This is a genomic window from Streptomyces barkulensis, from assembly GCF_002843305.1.
In the GTDB taxonomy this organism is placed as follows: domain Bacteria; phylum Actinomycetota; class Actinomycetes; order Streptomycetales; family Streptomycetaceae; genus Streptomyces; species Streptomyces barkulensis.
Window position 1 is genome coordinate 77029 of sequence record NZ_PGSG01000027.1, and the last position, 18823, is coordinate 95851.

The following is an 18823-nucleotide window of genomic DNA, read 5'->3' on the forward strand; positions in this document are numbered from 1 at the left end:
GCCACCGGGCCGCAGATGACATACGAGGCAGTACCTCTGCGCCGCGCGGGCGGAGAAGCGAACGGAGGCGGGCTGTGAGCGTCGCACGCGCGGCCACCGGGCCGCAGATGACATACGAGGCAGTACCTCTGCGCCGCGCGGGCGGAGAAGCGGGAAAGGACAGGCTGTGAGCGCGCTGAAGAAGGCCAAGGGCTTCAAGAAGTCCCGGCCCGGCCTGTACCTGTCCATCGGCACCTCGCTCTTCGGCGCCTTCGGCGTCGTCAAGCAGATGCAGCTCGCCCGTCGGGAGGACGACAGGCTCCAGCTCCTGGACGCCGTCGTCTCCGGCGCCGCGATCCTGACCAGCGTCGCCATCCTCGTCCGCGAGGTGCGGCGCCTGGACATCGACGACGTCCTCGCCGACGACTGACCGCAGCGCCTGAAAGGTTTGACTTTCGTGACTGTCACCGAACTGGTGTCGTACGAGGACGCGCTGGCCTCCTACGATCCCGTCATGGGCCTTGAGGTCCATGTCGAACTGGGCACCAGGACCAAGATGTTCTGCGGCTGCTCCACCTCGCTGGGCGCCGAGCCCAACACGCAGACCTGCCCCGTCTGCCTCGGACTGCCCGGCTCGCTGCCGGTGGTCAACGCCACGGCGGTGGAGTCCGCCGTGCGCATCGGTCTCGCGCTGAACTGCGAGATCGCCCAGTGGTGCCGCTTCGCCCGGAAGAACTACTTCTATCCGGACATGCCGAAGAACTTCCAGATCTCCCAGTACGACGAGCCGATCGCCTTCGACGGCTACCTGGACGTCCAGCTGGAGGACGGAGAGGTCTTCCGCGTCGGCATCGAGCGCGCCCACATGGAGGAGGACACCGGCAAGTCCACCCACATCGGCGGTGCCACCGGCCGTATCCACGGCGCCGTGCACTCGCTGCTGGACTACAACCGCGCCGGCATCCCCCTGATCGAGATCGTCACCAAGCCGATCACCGGAGCCGGGGAGCGCGCGCCGGAGGTGGCCAAGGCGTACGTCGCCGAACTGCGCGAGCTCATCCGGGCCCTCGGGGTGTCCGAGGCCCGGATGGAGATGGGCCAGATGCGCTGCGACGTCAACCTGTCGCTGCGGCCGCACGGCACCGAGACGTTCGGCACCCGCTCGGAGACCAAGAACGTCAACTCGCTGCGCAGCGTGGAGCGGGCCACCCGCTTCGAGATCCAGCGCCACGCCGCGGTGCTGGGCTCGGGCGGGACGATCGTCCAGGAGACCCGCCACTTCCACGAGGACGACGGCTCCACCACCTCCGGCCGGGTCAAGGAGGAGGCGGAGGACTACCGCTACTTCCCCGAGCCGGACCTGGTGCCCGTCGCGCCCGCGCGCGAGTGGGTGGAGGAGCTGCGGGCCGGTCTGCCCGAGCTGCCGCGCCTGCGCCGCAACCGGCTGCGCGAGGAGTGGGGCATCTCCGAGCACGAGATGCAGTCCGTCCTCAACGCCGGCGCCATCGATCTGATCACCGCCACCATCGACGCCGGGGCCCCGGCCGACCAGGCCCGCAAGTGGTGGATGGGCGAGCTGGCCCGCCGGGCGAACGAGCAGGGCACCGAGCTGTCCGCCCTGCCGATCACCCCGGCCCAGGTCGCCCGGGTGTGCGAGCTGGTCGCCGACGGCTCCCTCAACGACAAGCTGGCCCGGCAGGTCATCGAGGGCGTCCTCGCCGGTGAGGGCGGGCCGGACGATGTCGTGGACAAGCGCGGACTGAAGGTCGTCTCGGACACCGGAGCGCTGAGTGCGGCCGTGGACGAGGCGATCGCCGCCAACGGGGCGATCGCCGAGAAGATCCGCGGCGGCAAGGTGGCGGCGGCGGGCGCGCTCGTCGGCGCCGTCATGAAGGCCACCCGGGGCCAGGCGGACGCCGCCCGGGTGCGCGAACTCATCCTGGAGAAGCTGGGCGTGCAGGGCTGACGCCCGCCCGGCCGCCATGGCCAGGCCCCGTGCTCCCGGACAGGGAACGCGGGGCCTGGCCGTTTGCCGTGCGAGGCCGCTGGCGGGGCCGGCACCAGGGGCCGGTGCGCGAGGTCAGGCCGACTTCGGGGCGGAACCGCGGGTCCTGATCAGAACATGCCCGGAGGAGAGGTCGATCGGGCCGCGCCCCGGATCGTGGCTGCCCTCCTCCACCCGGGTGTTCTCCAGCCGCCTGCGCTCGTCGTCGGCGTGGCGGCGCCCGGGGTTGAACAGCTCCTCGATCAGGTTGAACATCAACTGACCTCCAGCTTCAGGATGCGGTCGTCGTCCTCGGCGGGCGTACCGCGCGAGTCGGTCTCACTGGTCACCAGCCACAGCCCGTCGCCGCCGTCGGAGACGACCGTCCGCAACCGCCCGTACTCACCTTCCAGGAACGCCTGCGGCCGTGCCACCTTTTTCGCGCCATCCAAGGGAACGCGCCACAGCCGCTCCCCCCGCAGCGACGCCATCCACACCGAACCCTTCGCGACGGCGATGCCGCTGGGGGAGGCCTCGGCGGGCTTCCACTGCGCCACGGGGTCGATGAAGCCCTCCTCGCCGGCCTCGCCCTCCACCTCGGGCCAGCCGTAGTTCCCGCCGGGCCGGATCAGGTTGAGCTCGTCCCAGGTGTTCTGGCCGAACTCCGAAGCCCACAGGCGCTTTTCCGCGTCCCAGGCCAGTCCCTGGACGTTGCGGTGGCCCCAGGAGTAGACGACCGAGTCCGCCTCGGGGTTGCCGCGGCCGGGGGGTTCGCCCTCCGGTGTCATGCGCAGGATCTTGCCGCCGAGGGATTCCCGGTCCTGGGCGAGGCTCCGGTCGCCGGAGTCGCCGGTGCCCACGTAGAGCATCCGGTCCGGGCCGAAGGCGATCCGGCCGCCGTTGTGGACCATCCCCTTGGGGATGCCGCGCAGGACCGTGCTGGGCGCGCCGAGCCGGTTGCCCTCCTCCTTGCCGGCGTCGTAGAGCATGCGCACGACCCGGTTGTCGGAGGCGCTGGTGAAGTACGCGTAGATGTAGCGGTCCTCGGCGAAGTCGGGCGGCACGGCGATGCCCAGCAGGCCGCCCTCGCCGCCCGGTTCGACGCCGGGCACCGAACCCAGCTCGGTGGCCTTCCCGCTCTCCGGGTCGACCAGCGAGATCGTGCCCTCGTCCCGGGAGGAGACCAGCAGACCGCCGTCGGGCAGCGGAGCCAGCCCCCAGGGGGAGTCCAGGTTCTCCGCCACGGTGCCGGTGACCTCCGCCGAGCCCTCGGCGGGCGCGGCCGAGGAACCGGGGGAGCGGGACTCACCGGGGGAGGGGGACGGGGAGGAGGTGGCGCCGGTGCGGTCCGGTGCCCCCTCACCGGCCCCGCCGTCCGAACAGCCCGCCACCAGCAGGGCGAGCCCGGCGAGGGCGGCGGCGGCCTTCCGCAGCGGCGGCCGCGGCCGCGGACGTACGGACGGGGGACGGCTTCGCGGCATCGGTGCGCCTTTCGACTACTCGACTACGGGCAGCTCTCGCCTGCGGTGCGGGGGCCGGCCGTGCACGCGGTGCGCACCACCGGCCCGTACACCCGACCGTACGCCGTGAAGGCGCCGGATTGTTCCCGGCTCAGTCCCACGACCCCTGGGCGGCGGGCAGCGCGGCGATCTCCGCCAGGTCCCGCGCGGTCAGCTCCAGACGTGCCGCCGCCGCGTTCTCCACCGCCCAGCGCTCCTTCTTGGCGCCCGGCACCGGCACCACGTGCCGCCCCTGGGCCAGCAGCCAGGCCAGGGCCACCTGTGCCGGGGTGGCGTCGCCGTGCCGGGCGGCGACGCGCCGCAGCCCGGCGACGATCGGCTGGTTGGCCGCCATCATCTCGGCCGTGAACCGCGGGTGCCGGGCGCGTACGTCGTCGCGCTCGAAGCCGCCGCCCGGGGTGAGGGTGCCGGTCAGGAAGCCGCTGCCCAGCGGCATCGCGGCCAGAAGGCCGACGCCGCGCGCCTCGCACCACGGCAACAGCGAGGCCAGGGCCTCGGGCGACCACACCGACAGTTCGGCCTCCACACAGCTGACCGGGAAGACCTGCTGGATCCGCTCCAGTTGCCGGAGCGTTCCGGCGTACGCGGGTGCGCTCGACCCGCGGCGCCGCTCCCGCGCGCCCACCGCGCACAGTCCCAGCGAGCGCACCTTGCCGGCCGCGACCAGTTCGGCCATCGCGCCCCAGGTCTCCTCGACGGGCACCTCCGGATCGGCGCGGTGGAGCTGGTAGAGGTCGATCACATCGGTCTGCAGCCGGCGCAGCGAGGCGTCGCAGGCGCGCTTCACATAGCCGGGGCGCCCGTTGGCGACGATGTGCTGCTCGCCGGCGAGGAGGCCGCACTTGGTGGAGACGAACACATCCGCGCGGCGCCGCCGCAGCACCCGGCCCAGCAGCAGCTCGTTGGTGAACGGCCCGTACATGTCGGCGGTGTCCAGCAGCGTCACCCCGCGGTCGAGGGCCGCGTGCACCGTGCGCATCGAGGACTCGCCGTCCCGCTCGGACGCGGTGTAGGCCCAGCTCATCGGCATGCAGCCGAGCCCGATGGCACCCACCTCCAGTGCCCCCGCACCGATTGTCCTGCGCTCCACCTGGACGTGCTCCCTCCTCGCCCCCGCGGGGTCGCCCCCGTAGGGCGCTCCCAACCTAACGGGTGGCTTCCGGCGCCTCCGCACAGCCTCCGGATAGCCTCTGGCCATGGCTTCCGCAGATGTCTGGCTGCCCATCCCGCCCGCCGAGATGGGCGGGCTGCCCGAGTCGTTCCGCTACGTCCACTGGGACGGGGAGGAGGAGTTCCCGGCGGACCCCGCGGACTGCGTCTTCTACGCCGTTCCCTATCTGAAGGGTCAGGCCGTCGCCGTACGACCGCTGGCGCACATGCCGAACGTACGGGTGGTGCAGACGCTCACCGCGGGCATCGACCACGTGGAGTCCGCCGTACCGCAACTGCCCCGGGGCACGCTGCTGTGCAACGCCCGCGGCGTCCACGACGCGAGCACCGCCGAACTGGCGCTCACCCTCGCCCTCGCCTCGCTGCGCGGCATCCCCTCCTTCGTCCGGGCCCAGGACGCCGGACGGTGGACGCCGGGATTCCGGCCCTCCCTCGCCGATCGGACGGCGCTGATCGTCGGCTACGGCTCCATCGGCGCCGCCATCGAGGACCGGCTGGCGCCCTTCGAACCGGAGGCGGTCCACCGGGTGGCCCGCAGCGCCCGCACCGTGCCGCGCGGTCCGGTGCACGCCCTCGCCGACCTGCCCCGGCTGCTGCCCGGGGCCGACGTGGTCTTCCTGGTCACCCCGCTCACCGACGCCACCCGCCATCTGGTGGACGCGGGCTTCCTGTCGCGCATGAAGGACGGAGCACTGCTGGTGAACGTCGCGCGCGGCGCCGTCGTGGACACCGAAGCGCTGCTGGCGGAGCTGGAGTCCGGGCGGCTGCGGGCGGCGCTCGACGTCACCGATCCCGAGCCGCTGCCCGCCGGCCACCCGTTGTGGAAGGCGCCCGGCACCCTGATCACACCGCACGCGGGAGGCCCGACGTCCGCGTTCCTGCCGCGCGCCAAGCGGCTGCTCCGCGCCCAGCTGCGGCGCTTCGCGGCCGGGGAGGAGCCGGAGAACGTCGTCGCATCGGCCGGGTGACGGCCTCGCCGGGCGGCCGGGGGTGTGAGACGGGTGGTGCGGGCGCGGACGACCGCCCGCACGGCCATCCGTACGCTCCGAACACGAATGGCTGCGTATTGTATCGGCGATTCCCTCATTAGTCACGCTGTGTAGAAGAGGTATGTCCCTGAGTGACCGGTCTGGTGTATCGTCCGACCCGGGGGCGTACCAGACCAGCGAGGGGGGACGGGCGACATGCACGGCCACCGGACGAACCACCGGACGCACGAACGGTGTTGGACACGGCCCCGGCCCGCGGAGCCCGGGCCGGGGCAGGGACTGCCGCACCCGGAGGCGGCGCGATGAGCGCCCGGGGGGCGGAACAGCCCCGCTTCCCGCGGCTGCCCCGCACGGCCCGCCCGCACGACGGGACGGGCGCCGGGGAACGGAGGGCGTTCCCGCGGCTGGCGCTCGCCGCCCTGTGCGGGGCGTACGCGGTGGGCGCGCTGCTGGGCTGGGGATCACCGGCGGTGGCGCTGTTCATGGGCGACTTCGGGCTGAGCGCCGCGGCCTTCGCCGCCGCGGGATCGTGTGTGCACTACGCCCGCATCCACCCGGACACGCCGTTCCGGCCCGCCTGGACGCTGTTCGGGATCTCCTCGGCGATGGCCGGGCTCGGAAACGGGATCTGGGGCTGGTACGAGGTCGTGCTGGGCGAACCCGTGCCCAGCCCCTCCGCGGCGGACTTCTGCTTCCTGCTCTTCGCGCCACCGGCCATCGTCGGACTGCTGGTCCTCGCCAAACGGCCGGTCACCCGGGCCGGCTGGACGCGCCTGGTCCTGGACGCCTGGCTGGTCGGCGGCTCGCTGCTCACCCTCTCCTGGAGCCTGGCGCTGGACCACCCCTCGTACTGGCGGGGCGAGTCCCTCTCCCTGGTGGCCCTGTCGCTGGCCTACCCCCTGATGGACATCGTGCTGATCAGCATGGTCCTCGCACTCCACTTCCGCCGCTCGTCCGCCCACCGCTCCGCCGTCAACACCGTCATCGGAGCCCTCGCGCTCACCGTGCTCTGCGACGCCCTGTTCACCTCGCCCCTGCTGCGGGAGAGCTACACCTCCGGCCAGATCCTCGACGCCGGCTGGTTCGCCGGCTCGCTGCTGCTCGCGTACGCCCCCTGGGTCGGCTGCCGGGAAGGGGACGGCAGCCGGCACGCGCCCCTGCGTCCGGCCGTCCGGCCGCCCGCGCCCGGGAACGGAGCGGTGGCCGGGTCGCTGGCCGCCCTCGCCCCGTACCTGGCGGCCGCCGTCTGCACCCTGGGGATCCTCTACAACGTCCGCGACGGCGGGGCCATCGACCCGGTGGTGCTGCTGACCGGCTGCACCGTCGTCCTGGCCCTGGTGGTCCGGCAGGGCATCATGCTGCTGGAGAACATCCGCCTCACCCAGGAACTGGCCCAGAAGGAGAACCACTTCAGGTCGCTGGTACAGGGGTCCAGCGACGTCATCATGATCGCCTCGCCGGCCGGGATGCTGCGCTACGTCTCCCCGGCCGCCGCCGGCGTCTACGGCCGGGAGCCGGACAAGCTGGTCGGCTCCGAGCTGGCCTCCCTCATCCACCCCGAGGACCTGGGCCGGGTCCTGCACGAGGTGCGCCGCTTCCTGGCCACCCCGCCCCGGGAGGAGCCCTCCACCCGCATCGAGTGCCGCATCCGGCACGCCTCGGACCGCTGGCTCAACGTCGAGTCCACGGTCAACCGCTACCAGGGCGGCCTGATCTTCAACAGCCGCGACGTGACCGAACGGGTGCGGCTCCAGGCGCAGCTCCAGCACAACGCCTCCCACGACCCGCTGACCGACCTGCCCAACCGCTCGCTGTTCACCGAGCGCGTCCACCAGGCGCTCGGCGGCCGCCGCCGGGGCGACGCGAGGGCGGGCCACACGGCGGTGCTCTACATCGACCTCGACGGCTTCAAGGCCGTCAACGACACCATCGGCCACCAGGCGGGGGACGAGCTGCTGATCCAGGCGGCCCGCCGCCTGCGGGAGGCCGTACGGGCCGGTGACACCGCGGCCCGGCTCGGCGGGGACGAGTTCGCCGCGCTCATCGTCGGCGACGGGAAGTGTGACCGGGCCGAGCGCGAGTACCGCGTCCTGGAGATCGCCGAGCGGCTGCGCACCACCCTCTCCCGGCCCTACCGGGTCGAGGGCGGCGAGGCGCGGGTCGCCGCCTCCATCGGCGTGGCCTTCGCCGAGCCCGGAGTTACCCCGGCCGTGCTGATGCGCCATGCCGACCTGGCGATGTACCGCGCCAAGCAGGCGGGCAAGAACCGGGTCGAGCTGTACGCCTCGCAGCCGCAGGCCGAGGCCGTCCGCCGGGCGGAGCTGACCACCGACCGGCTGCGCGGAGTGCTGGCGGAGAGCGAGTTCGCGCTGCTCCACCAGCCCGTGGTCGAGCTCTCCAGCGGAAAGATCACCTCGGTCGCGGCCCAGGCCCGCAGGCGTTCCGCCCGGGGTGTGCTGTTCCCGCCGGGCGGGCCCCAGCCCGCCCCCCAGGCCCGGCCCGTACCGCCGGCGCGGTACGGCCCGCAGCCCCCGCACGTCCCCACCGCGGCGGACGCCCGCGGCGGCGACGGCGGGGACGCGGGCCGGTGGCTGCTGCGCAGGGCCGTCGAGCAGGCCGCCGAACGGCACCACGCGGGCTACCGCGTGCCGGTGTCCGTAAGACTGGACGCGTGCCGCCTCACCGACCGCTCCACGACCCCGGCCACCGTCGAGGCGCTGCTGTCCCGGCACGGGCTGCCGCCCGACGCCCTCGTCGTCGAACTGGCCGACACCGACCCCCGCGTCTCCCTGGACGAACTGGAGCTGTGGGTCACCGCACTGCGGCGGATCGGGGTCGGCATCACCCTGGACGGCTTCGGCGGCGCCCACTCCGGTCTCGCCGCACTCCGCAGACTCCCCGCCGACGCGCTGAGGCTGGACCGCGCGCTGGTCGACGGTGTGGTGGACTCCCCCAGGGTGCGGAAAATCACCTCCGGGCTGCTGCGGATCGCCGACGACCTCGGGATGCTCTCCGTCGCCGACGGCGTGGACCTGCCGGAACAGGCCGCGACGCTGCGCGCGCTGGGCTGCACCCACGCCCAGGGCGCCGCCTTCTCCAAGCCCCTGGACGAGCACCGTCTCAGGCGTGCCCTGGCCCGCGGGAGCTACCCCGTCTCCGGCGAGGAGCAGCACTTCCCGGGCGTCGGCCGCTCGGTGGTGGTCGCAGGCTCGCTGCCGGCGCACAGGAGTGGACCGGCCGCGCACGGCCCGGTGGCACATCCCCCATTGCGATCAAATAGTGAGACGTCCGTCCCACCCACTTGACACCTCGGGCACTGCGGGAGGAAGGTCGGTGCCATGCGCACCCGACTTCTCGTAATTGGACAGCGCGTCGACTGACACAGGGCATGTCCGCCCTGTGGACGACATCGACGCGCTCCCCTCGCTTGCCTGACGGCACGAGGGGTTTTTTGTTGCACCGGTGCCAGCGGCACTCGAGCGCGACCCACCCACAGCCATCTACAACGAGCGTCAAACCCTCAACTCTCCGAGAAGAGACAAGTGATGACCGAGCAGGCCACCGGGGCCCCCCGCCCGCAGCCGCGGGCCCGTACCGGCGGAGCACAGCCGCAGCCCGCCACCGTCGAGCACGTCACGGGAGCCCAGTCCCTCATCCGTTCTCTCGAGGAAGTCGGCGCCGACACGGTATTCGGCATTCCGGGGGGCGCCATCCTGCCCGCCTACGACCCGATGATGGACTCGTCCCGGGTGCGCCACGTCCTCGTCCGCCACGAGCAGGGCGCGGGCCACGCCGCCACCGGCTACGCCCAGGCCACCGGCAAGGTCGGCGTCTGCATGGCCACCTCCGGCCCCGGCGCCACCAACCTGGTCACCCCGATCGCCGACGCGCACATGGACTCCGTCCCGCTGGTCGCGATCACCGGCCAGGTGGCCTCCAAGGCGATCGGCACCGACGCCTTCCAGGAAGCCGACATCTGCGGCATCACCATGCCGGTCACCAAGCACAACTACCTGGTCACCGACCCGGCCGAGATCCCGCGGGTGATCGCCGAGGCGTTCCACATCGCCTCCACCGGCCGGCCCGGCCCGGTCCTGGTGGACATCGCCAAGGACGCCCTGCAGACGCAGACGACCTTCTCCTGGCCCCCCGCCACGGACCTGCCCGGCTACCGCCCGGTGACCAAGCCGCACGCCAAGCAGATCCGCGAGGCCGCCCGGCTGATCACCGAGGCCGCCCGCCCGGTGCTGTACGTGGGCGGCGGCGTCCTGAAGGCCGGGGCCACCACCGAACTGAAGGTGCTGGCCGAGCTGACCGGCGCCCCCGTGACCACCACCCTGATGGCGCTGGGCGCCTTCCCCGACAGCCACCCGCAGCACCTGGGCATGCCCGGCATGCACGGCACCGTCGCGGCCGTCACCGCCCTGCAGAAGGCCGACCTGATCGTCGCGCTCGGCGCCCGCTTCGACGATCGCGTCACGGGCAGACTGGACTCCTTCGCGCCGTACGCGAAGATCGTGCACGCCGACATCGACCCGGCCGAGATCGGCAAGAACCGCACCGCCGACGTCCCGATCGTCGGTGACGCCCGCGAGGTCATCGCCGATCTGGTCGTGGCCGTCCGCGCCGAGCACGAGGCGGGCAACACCGGCGACCACACCGAGTGGTGGCAGCAGCTCAACCGCTGGCGCGAGACCTACCCACTGGGCTACGACCACCCCGAGGACGGCTCCCTGGCCCCGCAGCAGGTCATCGAGCGCATCGGCTCCCTGGCCCCCGAGGGCACGGTCTTCGCCGCCGGTGTGGGCCAGCACCAGATGTGGGCCGCCCACTTCGTCAAGTACGAGAAGCCCGCCACCTGGCTGAACTCCGGCGGCCTGGGGACCATGGGCTACGCCGTCCCGGCCGCGCTGGGCGCGAAGGCCGGCGTCCCGGACCGCACCGTCTGGGCGATCGACGGCGACGGCTGCTTCCAGATGACCAACCAGGAGCTGGTGACCGCCGCGCTCAACGGCATCCCGATCAAGGTCGCGATCATCAACAACGGCGCCCTGGGAATGGTCCGCCAGTGGCAGACCCTCTTCTACAACCAGCGCTACTCCAACACCGTGCTGCACAGCGGCCCGGACGCCGTCAGCCCCGAGAACAGGGGCACCCGCGTCCCGGACTTCGTGAAGCTGGCGGAGGCCATGGGCTGCGTCGGCATCCGCTGCGAGGACCCCGCGCAGCTCGACGCGGTGATCGAGAAGGCCAACTCCATCAACGACCGCCCCGTGGTCGTGGACTTCATCGTTCACGAGGACGCGATGGTCTGGCCGATGGTCGCGGCCGGCACCTCCAACGACGAGGTCATGGCGGCGCGCGGCGTCCGTCCCGACTTCGGCGACGGCGACGACTGAGTCCCGGACGACAGAGCCCCAGAGGAACCCGAGGAACGGAACACCACACCCGATGTCCAAGCACACGCTCTCCGTCCTGGTGGAGAACACCCCGGGCATCCTCGCCCGGATCGCCTCCCTGTTCTCCCGTCGCGGTTTCAACATCGACTCGCTCGCCGTCGGCGTCACCGAGCACCCCGACATCTCCCGCATCACCATCGTGGTGAACGTCGAGGACCTCCCGCTGGAGCAGGTGACCAAGCAGCTCAACAAGCTCGTCAGCGTGCTGAAGATCGTCGAGCTGGAGCCGGGGTCCGCCGTCCAGCGCGAACTCGTCCTGGTGAAGGTCCGCGCCGACAACGAGACCCGCTCGCAGATCGTCGAGATCGTCCAGCTCTTCCGCGCCAAGACCGTCGACGTCTCCCCGGAGGCCGTCACCATCGAGGCGACCGGCAGCAGCGACAAGCTGGAGGCCATGCTCAAGATGCTGGAGCAGTTCGGCATCAAGGAGCTGGTCCAGTCCGGCACGATCGCGATCGGCCGCGGAGCGAGGTCGATCACCGACCGTTCGCTGCGCGCGCTCGACCGGACCGCATAGCGAGACCCCAGCCCGTCCCCGCCCGCACCGGCATACGGTGGCTTCGGCGGCGGCTGCGGGGACGGGCCCCGCACCCCCGACCCGTACGGCGAGACCGCCGGTGCGGCAGGAACAACAAGGAGATATCCCAAGTGGCCGAGCTGTTCTACGACGACGACGCCGACCTGTCCATCATCCAGGGCCGCAAGGTCGCGGTCCTCGGTTACGGCAGCCAGGGCCACGCCCACGCCCTGTCCCTGCGCGACTCGGGCGTCGACGTCCGCGTCGGCCTCCCCGAGGGCTCCAAGTCCCGGGCCAAGGCCGAGGAGCAGGGGCTGCGCGTGGTCACCCCGGCGGAGGCCTCCGCCGAGGCCGACGTGATCATGGTCCTGGTGCCAGACCCGATCCAGGCCAAGGTCTACGAGGAGTCCATCGCCCCGAACCTCAAGGACGGCGACGCCCTCTTCTTCGGCCACGGCTTCAACATCCGCTTCGGTTTCATCAAGCCCCCGGCCGGTGTGGACGTCTGCATGGTCGCACCCAAGGGCCCGGGCCACCTGGTCCGCCGCCAGTTCGAGGAGGGCCGCGGCGTCCCCTGCATCGTGGCCGTCGAGCAGGACGCCGCCGGCAGCGCCTTCCAGCTGGCCCTGTCCTACGCCAAGGGCATCGGCGGCACCCGCGCCGGCGTCATCAAGACCACCTTCACCGAGGAGACCGAGACCGACCTGTTCGGTGAGCAGGCCGTGCTGTGCGGCGGCGCCTCGGCCCTGGTCAAGGCGGGCTTCGAGACCCTGGTCGAGGCCGGCTACCAGCCCGAGATCGCGTACTTCGAGTGCCTCCACGAGCTGAAGCTGATCGTGGACCTGATGTACGAGGGCGGCCTGGGGAAGATGCGCTGGTCGGTCTCCGAGACCGCCGAGTGGGGCGACTACATCACCGGCCCGCGGATCATCAACGAGAACACCAAGGCCGAGATGAAGAAGGTCCTGGCCGAGATCCAGGACGGCACCTTCGCCAGGAACTGGATGGCCGAGTACAACGCCGGCCTGCCCAAGTACAACGAGTACAAGAAGGCCGACGGCGACCACCTGCTGGAGACCACCGGCCGTGAGCTGCGCAAGCTCATGAGCTGGGTCGACGACGAGAACTGAGCGGATCCGCCGGGCCGTCGCGGACGGCCCGGCGCCGCCCGACCCGCCCGCAGGTGGACGCCGCGGCCCGCCGACGGGGCGGAGCGGCCCCGGTGATCGGCCACCGGGGCCGCCCCTCCGCCGATACACTGCACACACAAGCGCGTCACAGGCTCACAGCGTCGTGCGTCTCCACGCGGCTGCCCACCTCCACCGCCCTCGGCCGTCGGGACGCGGCCGCCGGCACGGACCAGTGAGGACTGAAGACCGAAGTGAGCAAACCCGTAGTACTCATCGCCGAAGAACTCTCGCCGGCCACGGTCGACGCCCTCGGCCCGGACTTCGAGATCCGGCACTGCAACGGGGCCGACCGAGCCGAGCTCCTGACCGCCATCGCCGACGTCGACGCGATCCTGGTGCGCAGCGCCACCAAGGTCGACGCCGAGGCCATCGCCGCGGCCCGGCGGCTGAAGGTCGTCGCCCGCGCGGGGGTCGGCCTGGACAACGTCGACGTCTCCGCCGCCACCAAGGCCGGCGTGATGGTCGTCAACGCGCCGACCTCCAACATCGTCACCGCGGCCGAGCTGGCCTGCGGCCTGATCGTCGCCACCGCCCGCAACATCCCGCAGGCCAACACCGCCCTGAAGAACGGCGAGTGGAAGCGCAGCAAGTACACCGGCGTGGAGCTGTCGGAGAAGACCCTCGGCGTCGTCGGCCTCGGCCGCATCGGCGTCCTGGTCGCCCAGCGGATGTCCGCCTTCGGCATGCGGGTCGTCGCCTACGACCCCTATGTGCAGCCCGCCCGGGCCGCGCAGATGGGCGTCAAGCTGCTCTCCCTGGACGAACTGCTGGAGACTTCCGACTTCATCACCGTCCATCTGCCCAAGACCCCCGAGACACTGGGTCTGATCGGCGACGAGGCGCTCCACAAGGTCAAGCCGGGCGTGCGGATCGTCAACGCCGCGCGCGGCGGCATCGTGGACGAGGCGGCGCTGCTGTCGGCCCTGAAGGAGGGCCGGGTCGCGGGCGCGGGCCTGGACGTGTACGCCACCGAGCCGTGCACCGACTCCCCGCTGTTCGCCTTCGACAACGTCGTGTGCACCCCGCACCTGGGCGCCTCCACCGGTGAGGCCCAGGAGAAGGCGGGCATCGCGGTCGCCCGCTCGGTGCGGCTGGCGCTCGCCGGCGAGCTGGTCCCGGACGCGGTCAACGTCCAGGGCGGCGTGATCGCCGAGGACGTGCGGCCCGGGCTGCCGCTGGCCGAGCGACTGGGCCGGATCTTCACCGCGCTGGCGGGCGAGGTCGCCGTCCGGCTCGACGTCGAGGTCTACGGCGAGATCACCCAGCACGACGTCAAGGTGCTCGAGCTCTCCGCGCTCAAGGGTGTCTTCGAGGACGTCGTCGACGAGACGGTCAGCTACGTCAACGCGCCGCTGTTCGCGCAGGAGCGCGGGGTGGAGGTCCGGCTGACCACCAGCTCGGAGTCCCCGGAGCACCGCAACGTGGTGACCGTGCGCGGCACCCTGGCCGACGGCCAGGAGGTCTCGGTCTCGGGCACCCTCTCCGGTCCCAAGCACGTCCAGAAGATCGTCGCCGTCGGCGAGTACGACGTCGACCTCGCGCTGGCCGAGCACATGGCCTTCCTGCGGTACGCCGACCGTCCCGGCGTGGTCGGCACCGTCGGCCGCGTTCTGGGCGAGGCCGGCATCAACATCGCCGGCATGCAGGTCTCCCGCGCCGAGGAGGGCGGTGAGGCACTGGTCGCCCTCACCGTGGACGGCCCCATCCCGGCTCCGGTGATGGGTGAGATGGCACAGGAGATCGGTGCCACCTCGGCCCGTAACGTCAACCTGGAGGACTGATCGAAGATCCCTCCTCCGGGTGAATCTCCGGGGGCGGGATCCGGAGATCACCACGGCCCCGGCGCGGATGTCCGCGCCGGGGCCGCGGCGGTCCTCCTGCGCGGAGGCGAACGGTCAACCCCTCAGCAGCCGCGCCGTCTTCAGCGCCATGTGCAGCAGCAGCCGGTCCTCGCCGTCGTCCAGGTCGAGACCGGTGAGCTGCTCCACCCGCGACAGCCGGTAGTACAGCGTCTGCCGGTGGACGCCCAGCAGCGCCGCGGTGCGGCCCGCCTGGCCCGCACAGTCCAGGAACGCCTCGGCGGTACGGGCCATCTCCCGGTGGCCGGGTTCCAGCAGCGCACGCACCGACGGGTCCGGCACACCGGCCGCCGACGGGCCGGAGGGGCGGGCGAGCAGGGCCAGCAGCCGGTACGGCCCGATCCGGTCCCACCGCGCAACCGGCCCGAACCTGCTCTCCGCCCGCGCCGCCCGCGCCGCGGCCAGCGCCTGCCGCCAGGCGCCGGGTACCCCGCCCAGCCCCGTGCAGGGCCGGCCGATTCCCGCCGTCGCCCCGGCGCGCGGCGAGCGCAGCAGCCGTTCGGCGGCGGTGCGGGCCGGGTCGAGACCGTCGGGGGCGCGCAGCCGCACCAGCACGGCCAACCCCTCCGTCCCCGGCACCGCGCACACCGCGACCGCGCCGGGGATCCCGGGCGCCGCCGCCGACCGGCCCTCCGCTTCCCCGTCCTCCGCCCATGGCACCACGGCCACCACCGCCAGCGGACCCGCCGCCACCGGCCCCAGTTCCCCGGCCAGTTCCGCCTGCGCGAGCTCCACGGCCGCCCGGTGCCCCGGCGCCGCGGTGAGCAGGGCGCACAGCAGCTCGCCCCGGCGTGCGCCCGCCCGGGACTCGTCGGCCAGCAGTGAGCCGATGCGGCGCGCGACGGCCTGTACGTCCGCCAGCCTGGGGTCGGACAGCTCCAGCGCACCGTCGTCCAGCAGCCAGATGTAACCCAGCACCACACCGCCGTGCCGCACCGGCACGCAGATCCGGCCCCGCAGCACACCGGCCGACGGGTCCGGCGGAATCCGTACGGGCTCCACCGCCCGGGTGATGCCGAAGCTCTCGAACCACGCCCGCACCCGGGCGGTGGAGCGGCGCCGGAGGATCGAGCGGGTGCGCACCGGGTCCATCAGGAGGGCGCCGTCCTCCCCGTCGTCCTCCCCCTCGTGGGCCCCGAAGGCGATCAGCCCGAAGTCGCGGTTCTCCAGTGTCGCGGGGGTGCCGAGGAGGGCGGTCACCTCGTCGATCAGCACCTGGTAGTCCTCGCGCACCGCTTTGCGCCGCCTTCCGTACACCGCCCGCGGCACTCCCGCGCACACCGCCATTGTCATACAGATGTCTGAGATCCGGGCCACGGAAGCGTGACAGCTGTCGATGGCGGGAAAGCGGAGCGATCCTTAGTTTCGACGGTGGCTCACCAGCCGTTCGACCACCGTCAGAGAACCACCCGTGGAGGTGCCCCGTGCTGGGTCCCGTGCTCCTCGCGGCCGCGCGCAGCGACAGCATCCGCCGCGTCGTCTCGGCCGCACCGGTCACCCGCCCCATGGTGGACCGCTTCGTCGCCGGAGAGCGCCTCGACCAGGCCATGGAGACCGTCCGCTCCCTGACCGGCCGGGGCCTGGAGATCACCCTCGACCACCTGGGCGAGGACGTCACCGACCGCACCGAGGCCCTGCGCGCCCGGGACGCCTACCTGGCCCTGGCCGAGGCGCTGCGGGAGGCCGGCCTGGGGGCGCGGGCCGAGATGTCGGTGAAGCTCTCCGCCTTCGGACAGGCCCTCCCGGGAGGCGACGACATCGCCTACGAGGGCGTCCTGCGGGTCGTGGAGGCCGCCGCCGAGGCGGACACCACCGTCACCCTGGACATGGAGGACCACACCACGGTCGACTCCACGCTGGCCATCCTGGCGAAGCTGCGCGAGCGCTTCCCCGCCACGGGCGCGGTACTCCAGTCGTACCTGTACCGCACCGAGGACGACTGCCGCGCCCTGGCCGGCGAGGGCTCCCGGGTCCGGCTGGTCAAGGGCGCCTACAAGGAGCCCGCCTCCGTCGCGCTCCAGGACAAGCGCGAGGTGGACCGGGCGTACGTGCGCTGCCTGCGGATCCTGATGGCGGGCGAGGGCTATCCCATGATCGGATCCCACGACCCGCGGATGGTGGCCATCGCACAGGAGCTGGCCCGCCGCGCCGGCCGCAAGCCGGACGAGTACGAGTTCCAGATGCTGTACGGCATCCGCACCGCCGAGCAGGAGCGGCTGGCCGCCGCCGGTCACCGGATGCGCGTGTACGTCCCCTACGGCACCGACTGGTACGGGTACTTCATGCGGCGCCTGGCCGAGCGCCCCGCCAACCTGGCGTTCTTCCTGCGCTCGCTGGCCACCAGAGGCTGAGCGGGACACGGCCGCGCACACCCCTTTGACGTACGACGACAGATCCGAACCCTCGAAGGAGACACGGCTCATGGACGCTGTGACCCAGGTCCCCACGCCGGTGAACGAGCCGGTGCACACCTACGCACCCGGCACGCCGGAGCGCGCCCGTCTCGAAACCAGGCTCAAGGAGCTGGCCGAGAACCCGATCGACCTGACGATGACCATCGGCGGGAAGCGGCGCCTCGGCGGCGGCGAACGCTTCGACGTCGTGCAGCCCCACAACCACAAGGCGGTACTGGGCACCGCCGCCCACGCCACCCGGCAGGACGCGCAGGAGGCCGTCGACGCGGCGCTGGCCGCCGCCCCGATGTGGCGCTCGCTCTCCTTCGACGACCGCGCCGCGGTCTTCCTGCGGGCCGCCGAACTGCTGGCCGGCCCCTGGCGCGAGACGATGGCCGCCTCCACCATGCTCGGCCAGTCCAAGACGGCGCAGCAGGCGGAGATCGACACCCCCTGCGAACTGATCGACTTCTGGCGCTTCAACGTCCACTACGCCCGCCAGATCCTCGCCGAGCAGCCGGTCGCCAACTCCCCGGGCGTGTGGAACCGCATGGACCACCGCCCGCTGGAGGGCTTCGTCTACGCGATCACGCCCTTCAACTTCACCGCCATCGCGGGCAACCTCCCCACCGCACCGGCGCTGATGGGCAACACGGTGATCTGGAAGCCGTCCCCGACCCAGACCCACGCCGCCGTGCTGCTGATGCGCCTGCTGGAGGAGGCGGGGCTGCCGGACGGCGTCATCAACCTGCTGACCGGCGACGGCAAGGAGGTCTCGGAGGTGGCGCTGACCCACCCCGACCTCGCCGGCATCCACTTCACCGGCTCGACGAAGACCTTCCAGTACCTGTGGAAGACGGTCGGGAACAACATCGAGAACTACAAGACCTACCCGCGCCTGGTCGGTGAGACCGGCGGCAAGGACTTCGTCGTCGCCCACCCCTCGGCCGACCCGGCGGTGCTGAGGACCGCGCTGACCCGCGGCGCCTTCGAGTACCAGGGGCAGAAGTGCTCGGCGGCCTCGCGCGCCTACGTGCCGCGCTCCCTGTGGGAGGGCGGCCTCAAGGAGGAGTTCGCGGCCGAGGTCGAGGGCCTGACCATGGGCGACGTCACCGACCTGTCGAACTTCATGGGCGCCGTCATCGACGAGCGCGCCTTCGCCAAGAACAAGGCCGCCATCGAGCGCGCGAAGTCCGACCCGGCCTGTGAGATCGTCGCCGGCGGGAGCTGTGACGACAGCGTCGGCTACTTCGTCCGCCCGACCGTCATCGCCTGCACCGACCCGGCGAGCGAGGTCTTCCGGCAGGAGTACTTCGGTCCGATCCTGGCCGTCCACGTCTACGAGGACGCGGAGTACCAGGCGGTGCTGGAGCAGATGGAGTCGGTCGCCCCCTACGGCCTGACCGGCTGCGTCATCGCCCAGGACCGTGCCGCCGCCGCGCAGGCCTGCGAGAAGCTGCGCTACGCCGCCGGCAACTTCTACATCAACGACAAGCCCACCGGCGCCGTCGTCGGCCAGCAGCCCTTCGGCGGCGGCCGGGCCTCGGGCACCAACGACAAGGCGGGCTCCAAGCAGAACCTGATGCGCTGGACGTCCACCCGCTCCATCAAGGAGAACCTGATTCCGCCGACCGACTACCGCTACCCCCACATGGGCTGACCCTCGACGGCCCGTGAAACGGCCCGTGGAGCGACCATGAACGGCGCCCCCGCCCGGATCCGTCCGGGCGGGGGCGCCGCGTGCGCGGGGCCGGCGGAATCAG

General features: G+C 72.2%; 14 protein-coding genes. 10 read left to right on the forward strand and 4 right to left on the reverse strand.

The features are described 5' to 3' along the window. The first annotated feature begins 166 nt into the window (after positions 1-166). Positions 167-409 (forward strand): hypothetical protein, encoded by a 243-nt coding sequence (locus tag CUT83_RS06305; protein WP_093847478.1) that lies wholly within the window; start codon positions 167-169, stop codon positions 407-409. 27 nt (positions 410-436) lie between these two features. Then, positions 437-1945, forward strand: coding sequence for an Asp-tRNA(Asn)/Glu-tRNA(Gln) amidotransferase subunit GatB (gene gatB / locus CUT83_RS06310; protein ID WP_101254879.1), 1509 nt, complete (start codon positions 437-439; stop codon positions 1943-1945). Positions 1946-2059: 114 nt separating this feature from the next. Here the strand turns inward: gatB and CUT83_RS06315 are convergent, their stop codons facing one another. From CUT83_RS06315 to CUT83_RS06325, 3 genes are all read right to left on the reverse strand, one after another. Further along, positions 2060-2239, reverse strand: a complete 180-nt coding sequence (locus tag CUT83_RS06315) for a DUF6191 domain-containing protein (protein WP_093847474.1) — start codon at positions 2237-2239, stop codon at positions 2060-2062. Beyond that, positions 2239-3444 (reverse strand): PQQ-dependent sugar dehydrogenase, encoded by a 1206-nt coding sequence (locus tag CUT83_RS06320; protein ID WP_101254880.1) that lies wholly within the window; start codon positions 3442-3444, stop codon positions 2239-2241. Before CUT83_RS06320 ends, CUT83_RS06315 begins: the two co-directional genes overlap by 1 nt. Before the next feature lie 130 nt (positions 3445-3574). Then, positions 3575-4573 (reverse strand): aldo/keto reductase, encoded by a 999-nt coding sequence (locus CUT83_RS06325; RefSeq protein ID WP_101254881.1) that lies wholly within the window; start codon positions 4571-4573, stop codon positions 3575-3577. A 106-nt stretch (positions 4574-4679) separates the two neighbouring features. On the opposite strand from CUT83_RS06325, the gene CUT83_RS06330 reads away from it, so the two are divergent. The 6 genes from CUT83_RS06330 (at position 4680) to serA (ending at position 14589) form a co-directional block, all read left to right on the forward strand. Next, positions 4680-5621 carry a 2-hydroxyacid dehydrogenase gene (locus CUT83_RS06330; RefSeq protein WP_101254882.1) on the forward strand — a complete coding sequence of 314 codons (942 nt, stop codon included), beginning with the start codon at positions 4680-4682 and terminating at the stop codon, positions 5619-5621. Between the two features lie 323 nt (positions 5622-5944). Continuing rightward, positions 5945-8947, forward strand: a complete 3003-nt coding sequence (locus CUT83_RS06335; protein ID WP_101254883.1) for a putative bifunctional diguanylate cyclase/phosphodiesterase — start codon at positions 5945-5947, stop codon at positions 8945-8947. 240 nt (positions 8948-9187) lie between these two features. Further along, positions 9188-11041 (forward strand): acetolactate synthase large subunit, encoded by a 1854-nt coding sequence (locus tag CUT83_RS06340; RefSeq protein ID WP_101254884.1) that lies wholly within the window; start codon positions 9188-9190, stop codon positions 11039-11041. A gap of 52 nt (positions 11042-11093) precedes the next feature. Beyond that, positions 11094-11618 (forward strand): acetolactate synthase small subunit, encoded by a 525-nt coding sequence (gene ilvN, locus CUT83_RS06345; protein WP_101254885.1) that lies wholly within the window; start codon positions 11094-11096, stop codon positions 11616-11618. Between the two features lie 131 nt (positions 11619-11749). Then, positions 11750-12748: a ketol-acid reductoisomerase gene (gene ilvC / locus CUT83_RS06350; protein ID WP_101254886.1), complete on the forward strand. Its 999-nt coding sequence runs from the start codon at positions 11750-11752 to the stop codon at positions 12746-12748. Positions 12749-12999: 251 nt separating this feature from the next. After that, positions 13000-14589 (forward strand): phosphoglycerate dehydrogenase, encoded by a 1590-nt coding sequence (serA, locus tag CUT83_RS06355; RefSeq protein WP_101254887.1) that lies wholly within the window; start codon positions 13000-13002, stop codon positions 14587-14589. A 114-nt stretch (positions 14590-14703) separates the two neighbouring features. On the opposite strand, the gene CUT83_RS06360 is transcribed toward serA, so the two are convergent. After that, positions 14704-15900, reverse strand: coding sequence for a PucR family transcriptional regulator (locus tag CUT83_RS06360; protein WP_173915036.1), 1197 nt, complete (start codon positions 15898-15900; stop codon positions 14704-14706). A gap of 191 nt (positions 15901-16091) precedes the next feature. Between CUT83_RS06360 and CUT83_RS06365 the strand changes: the two genes are divergently transcribed. Both CUT83_RS06365 and pruA read left to right on the forward strand, forming a co-directional pair. Next, on the forward strand, positions 16092-17018 hold the full coding sequence (locus tag CUT83_RS06365; protein ID WP_101254889.1) for a proline dehydrogenase family protein: 927 nt from the start codon (positions 16092-16094) through the stop codon (positions 17016-17018). A gap of 70 nt (positions 17019-17088) precedes the next feature. Further along, complete coding sequence (gene pruA / locus CUT83_RS06370; protein WP_101254890.1) at positions 17089-18720, forward strand: L-glutamate gamma-semialdehyde dehydrogenase; 1632 nt, start codon at positions 17089-17091, stop codon at positions 18718-18720. The last annotated feature ends 103 nt before the right edge of the window (positions 18721-18823 follow it).

Bases quoted from the DNA above. Each gene is read 5' to 3' on its own strand.
- CUT83_RS06315 (WP_093847474.1), bottom strand. From the start codon at position 2,239: ATGTTCAACCTGATCGAGGAGCTGTTCAACCCCGGGCGCCGCCACGCC.
- CUT83_RS06320 (WP_101254880.1), bottom strand. From the start codon at position 3,444: ATGCCGCGAAGCCGTCCCCCGTCCGTACGTCCGCGGCCGCGGCCGCCG.
- CUT83_RS06330 (WP_101254882.1), top strand. From the start codon at position 4,680: ATGGCTTCCGCAGATGTCTGGCTGCCCATCCCGCCCGCCGAGATGGGC.
- CUT83_RS06335 (WP_101254883.1), top strand. From the start codon at position 5,945: ATGAGCGCCCGGGGGGCGGAACAGCCCCGCTTCCCGCGGCTGCCCCGC.
- CUT83_RS06340 (WP_101254884.1), top strand. From the start codon at position 9,188: ATGACCGAGCAGGCCACCGGGGCCCCCCGCCCGCAGCCGCGGGCCCGT.
- ilvN (WP_101254885.1), top strand. From the start codon at position 11,094: ATGTCCAAGCACACGCTCTCCGTCCTGGTGGAGAACACCCCGGGCATC.
- pruA (WP_101254890.1), top strand. From the start codon at position 17,089: ATGGACGCTGTGACCCAGGTCCCCACGCCGGTGAACGAGCCGGTGCAC.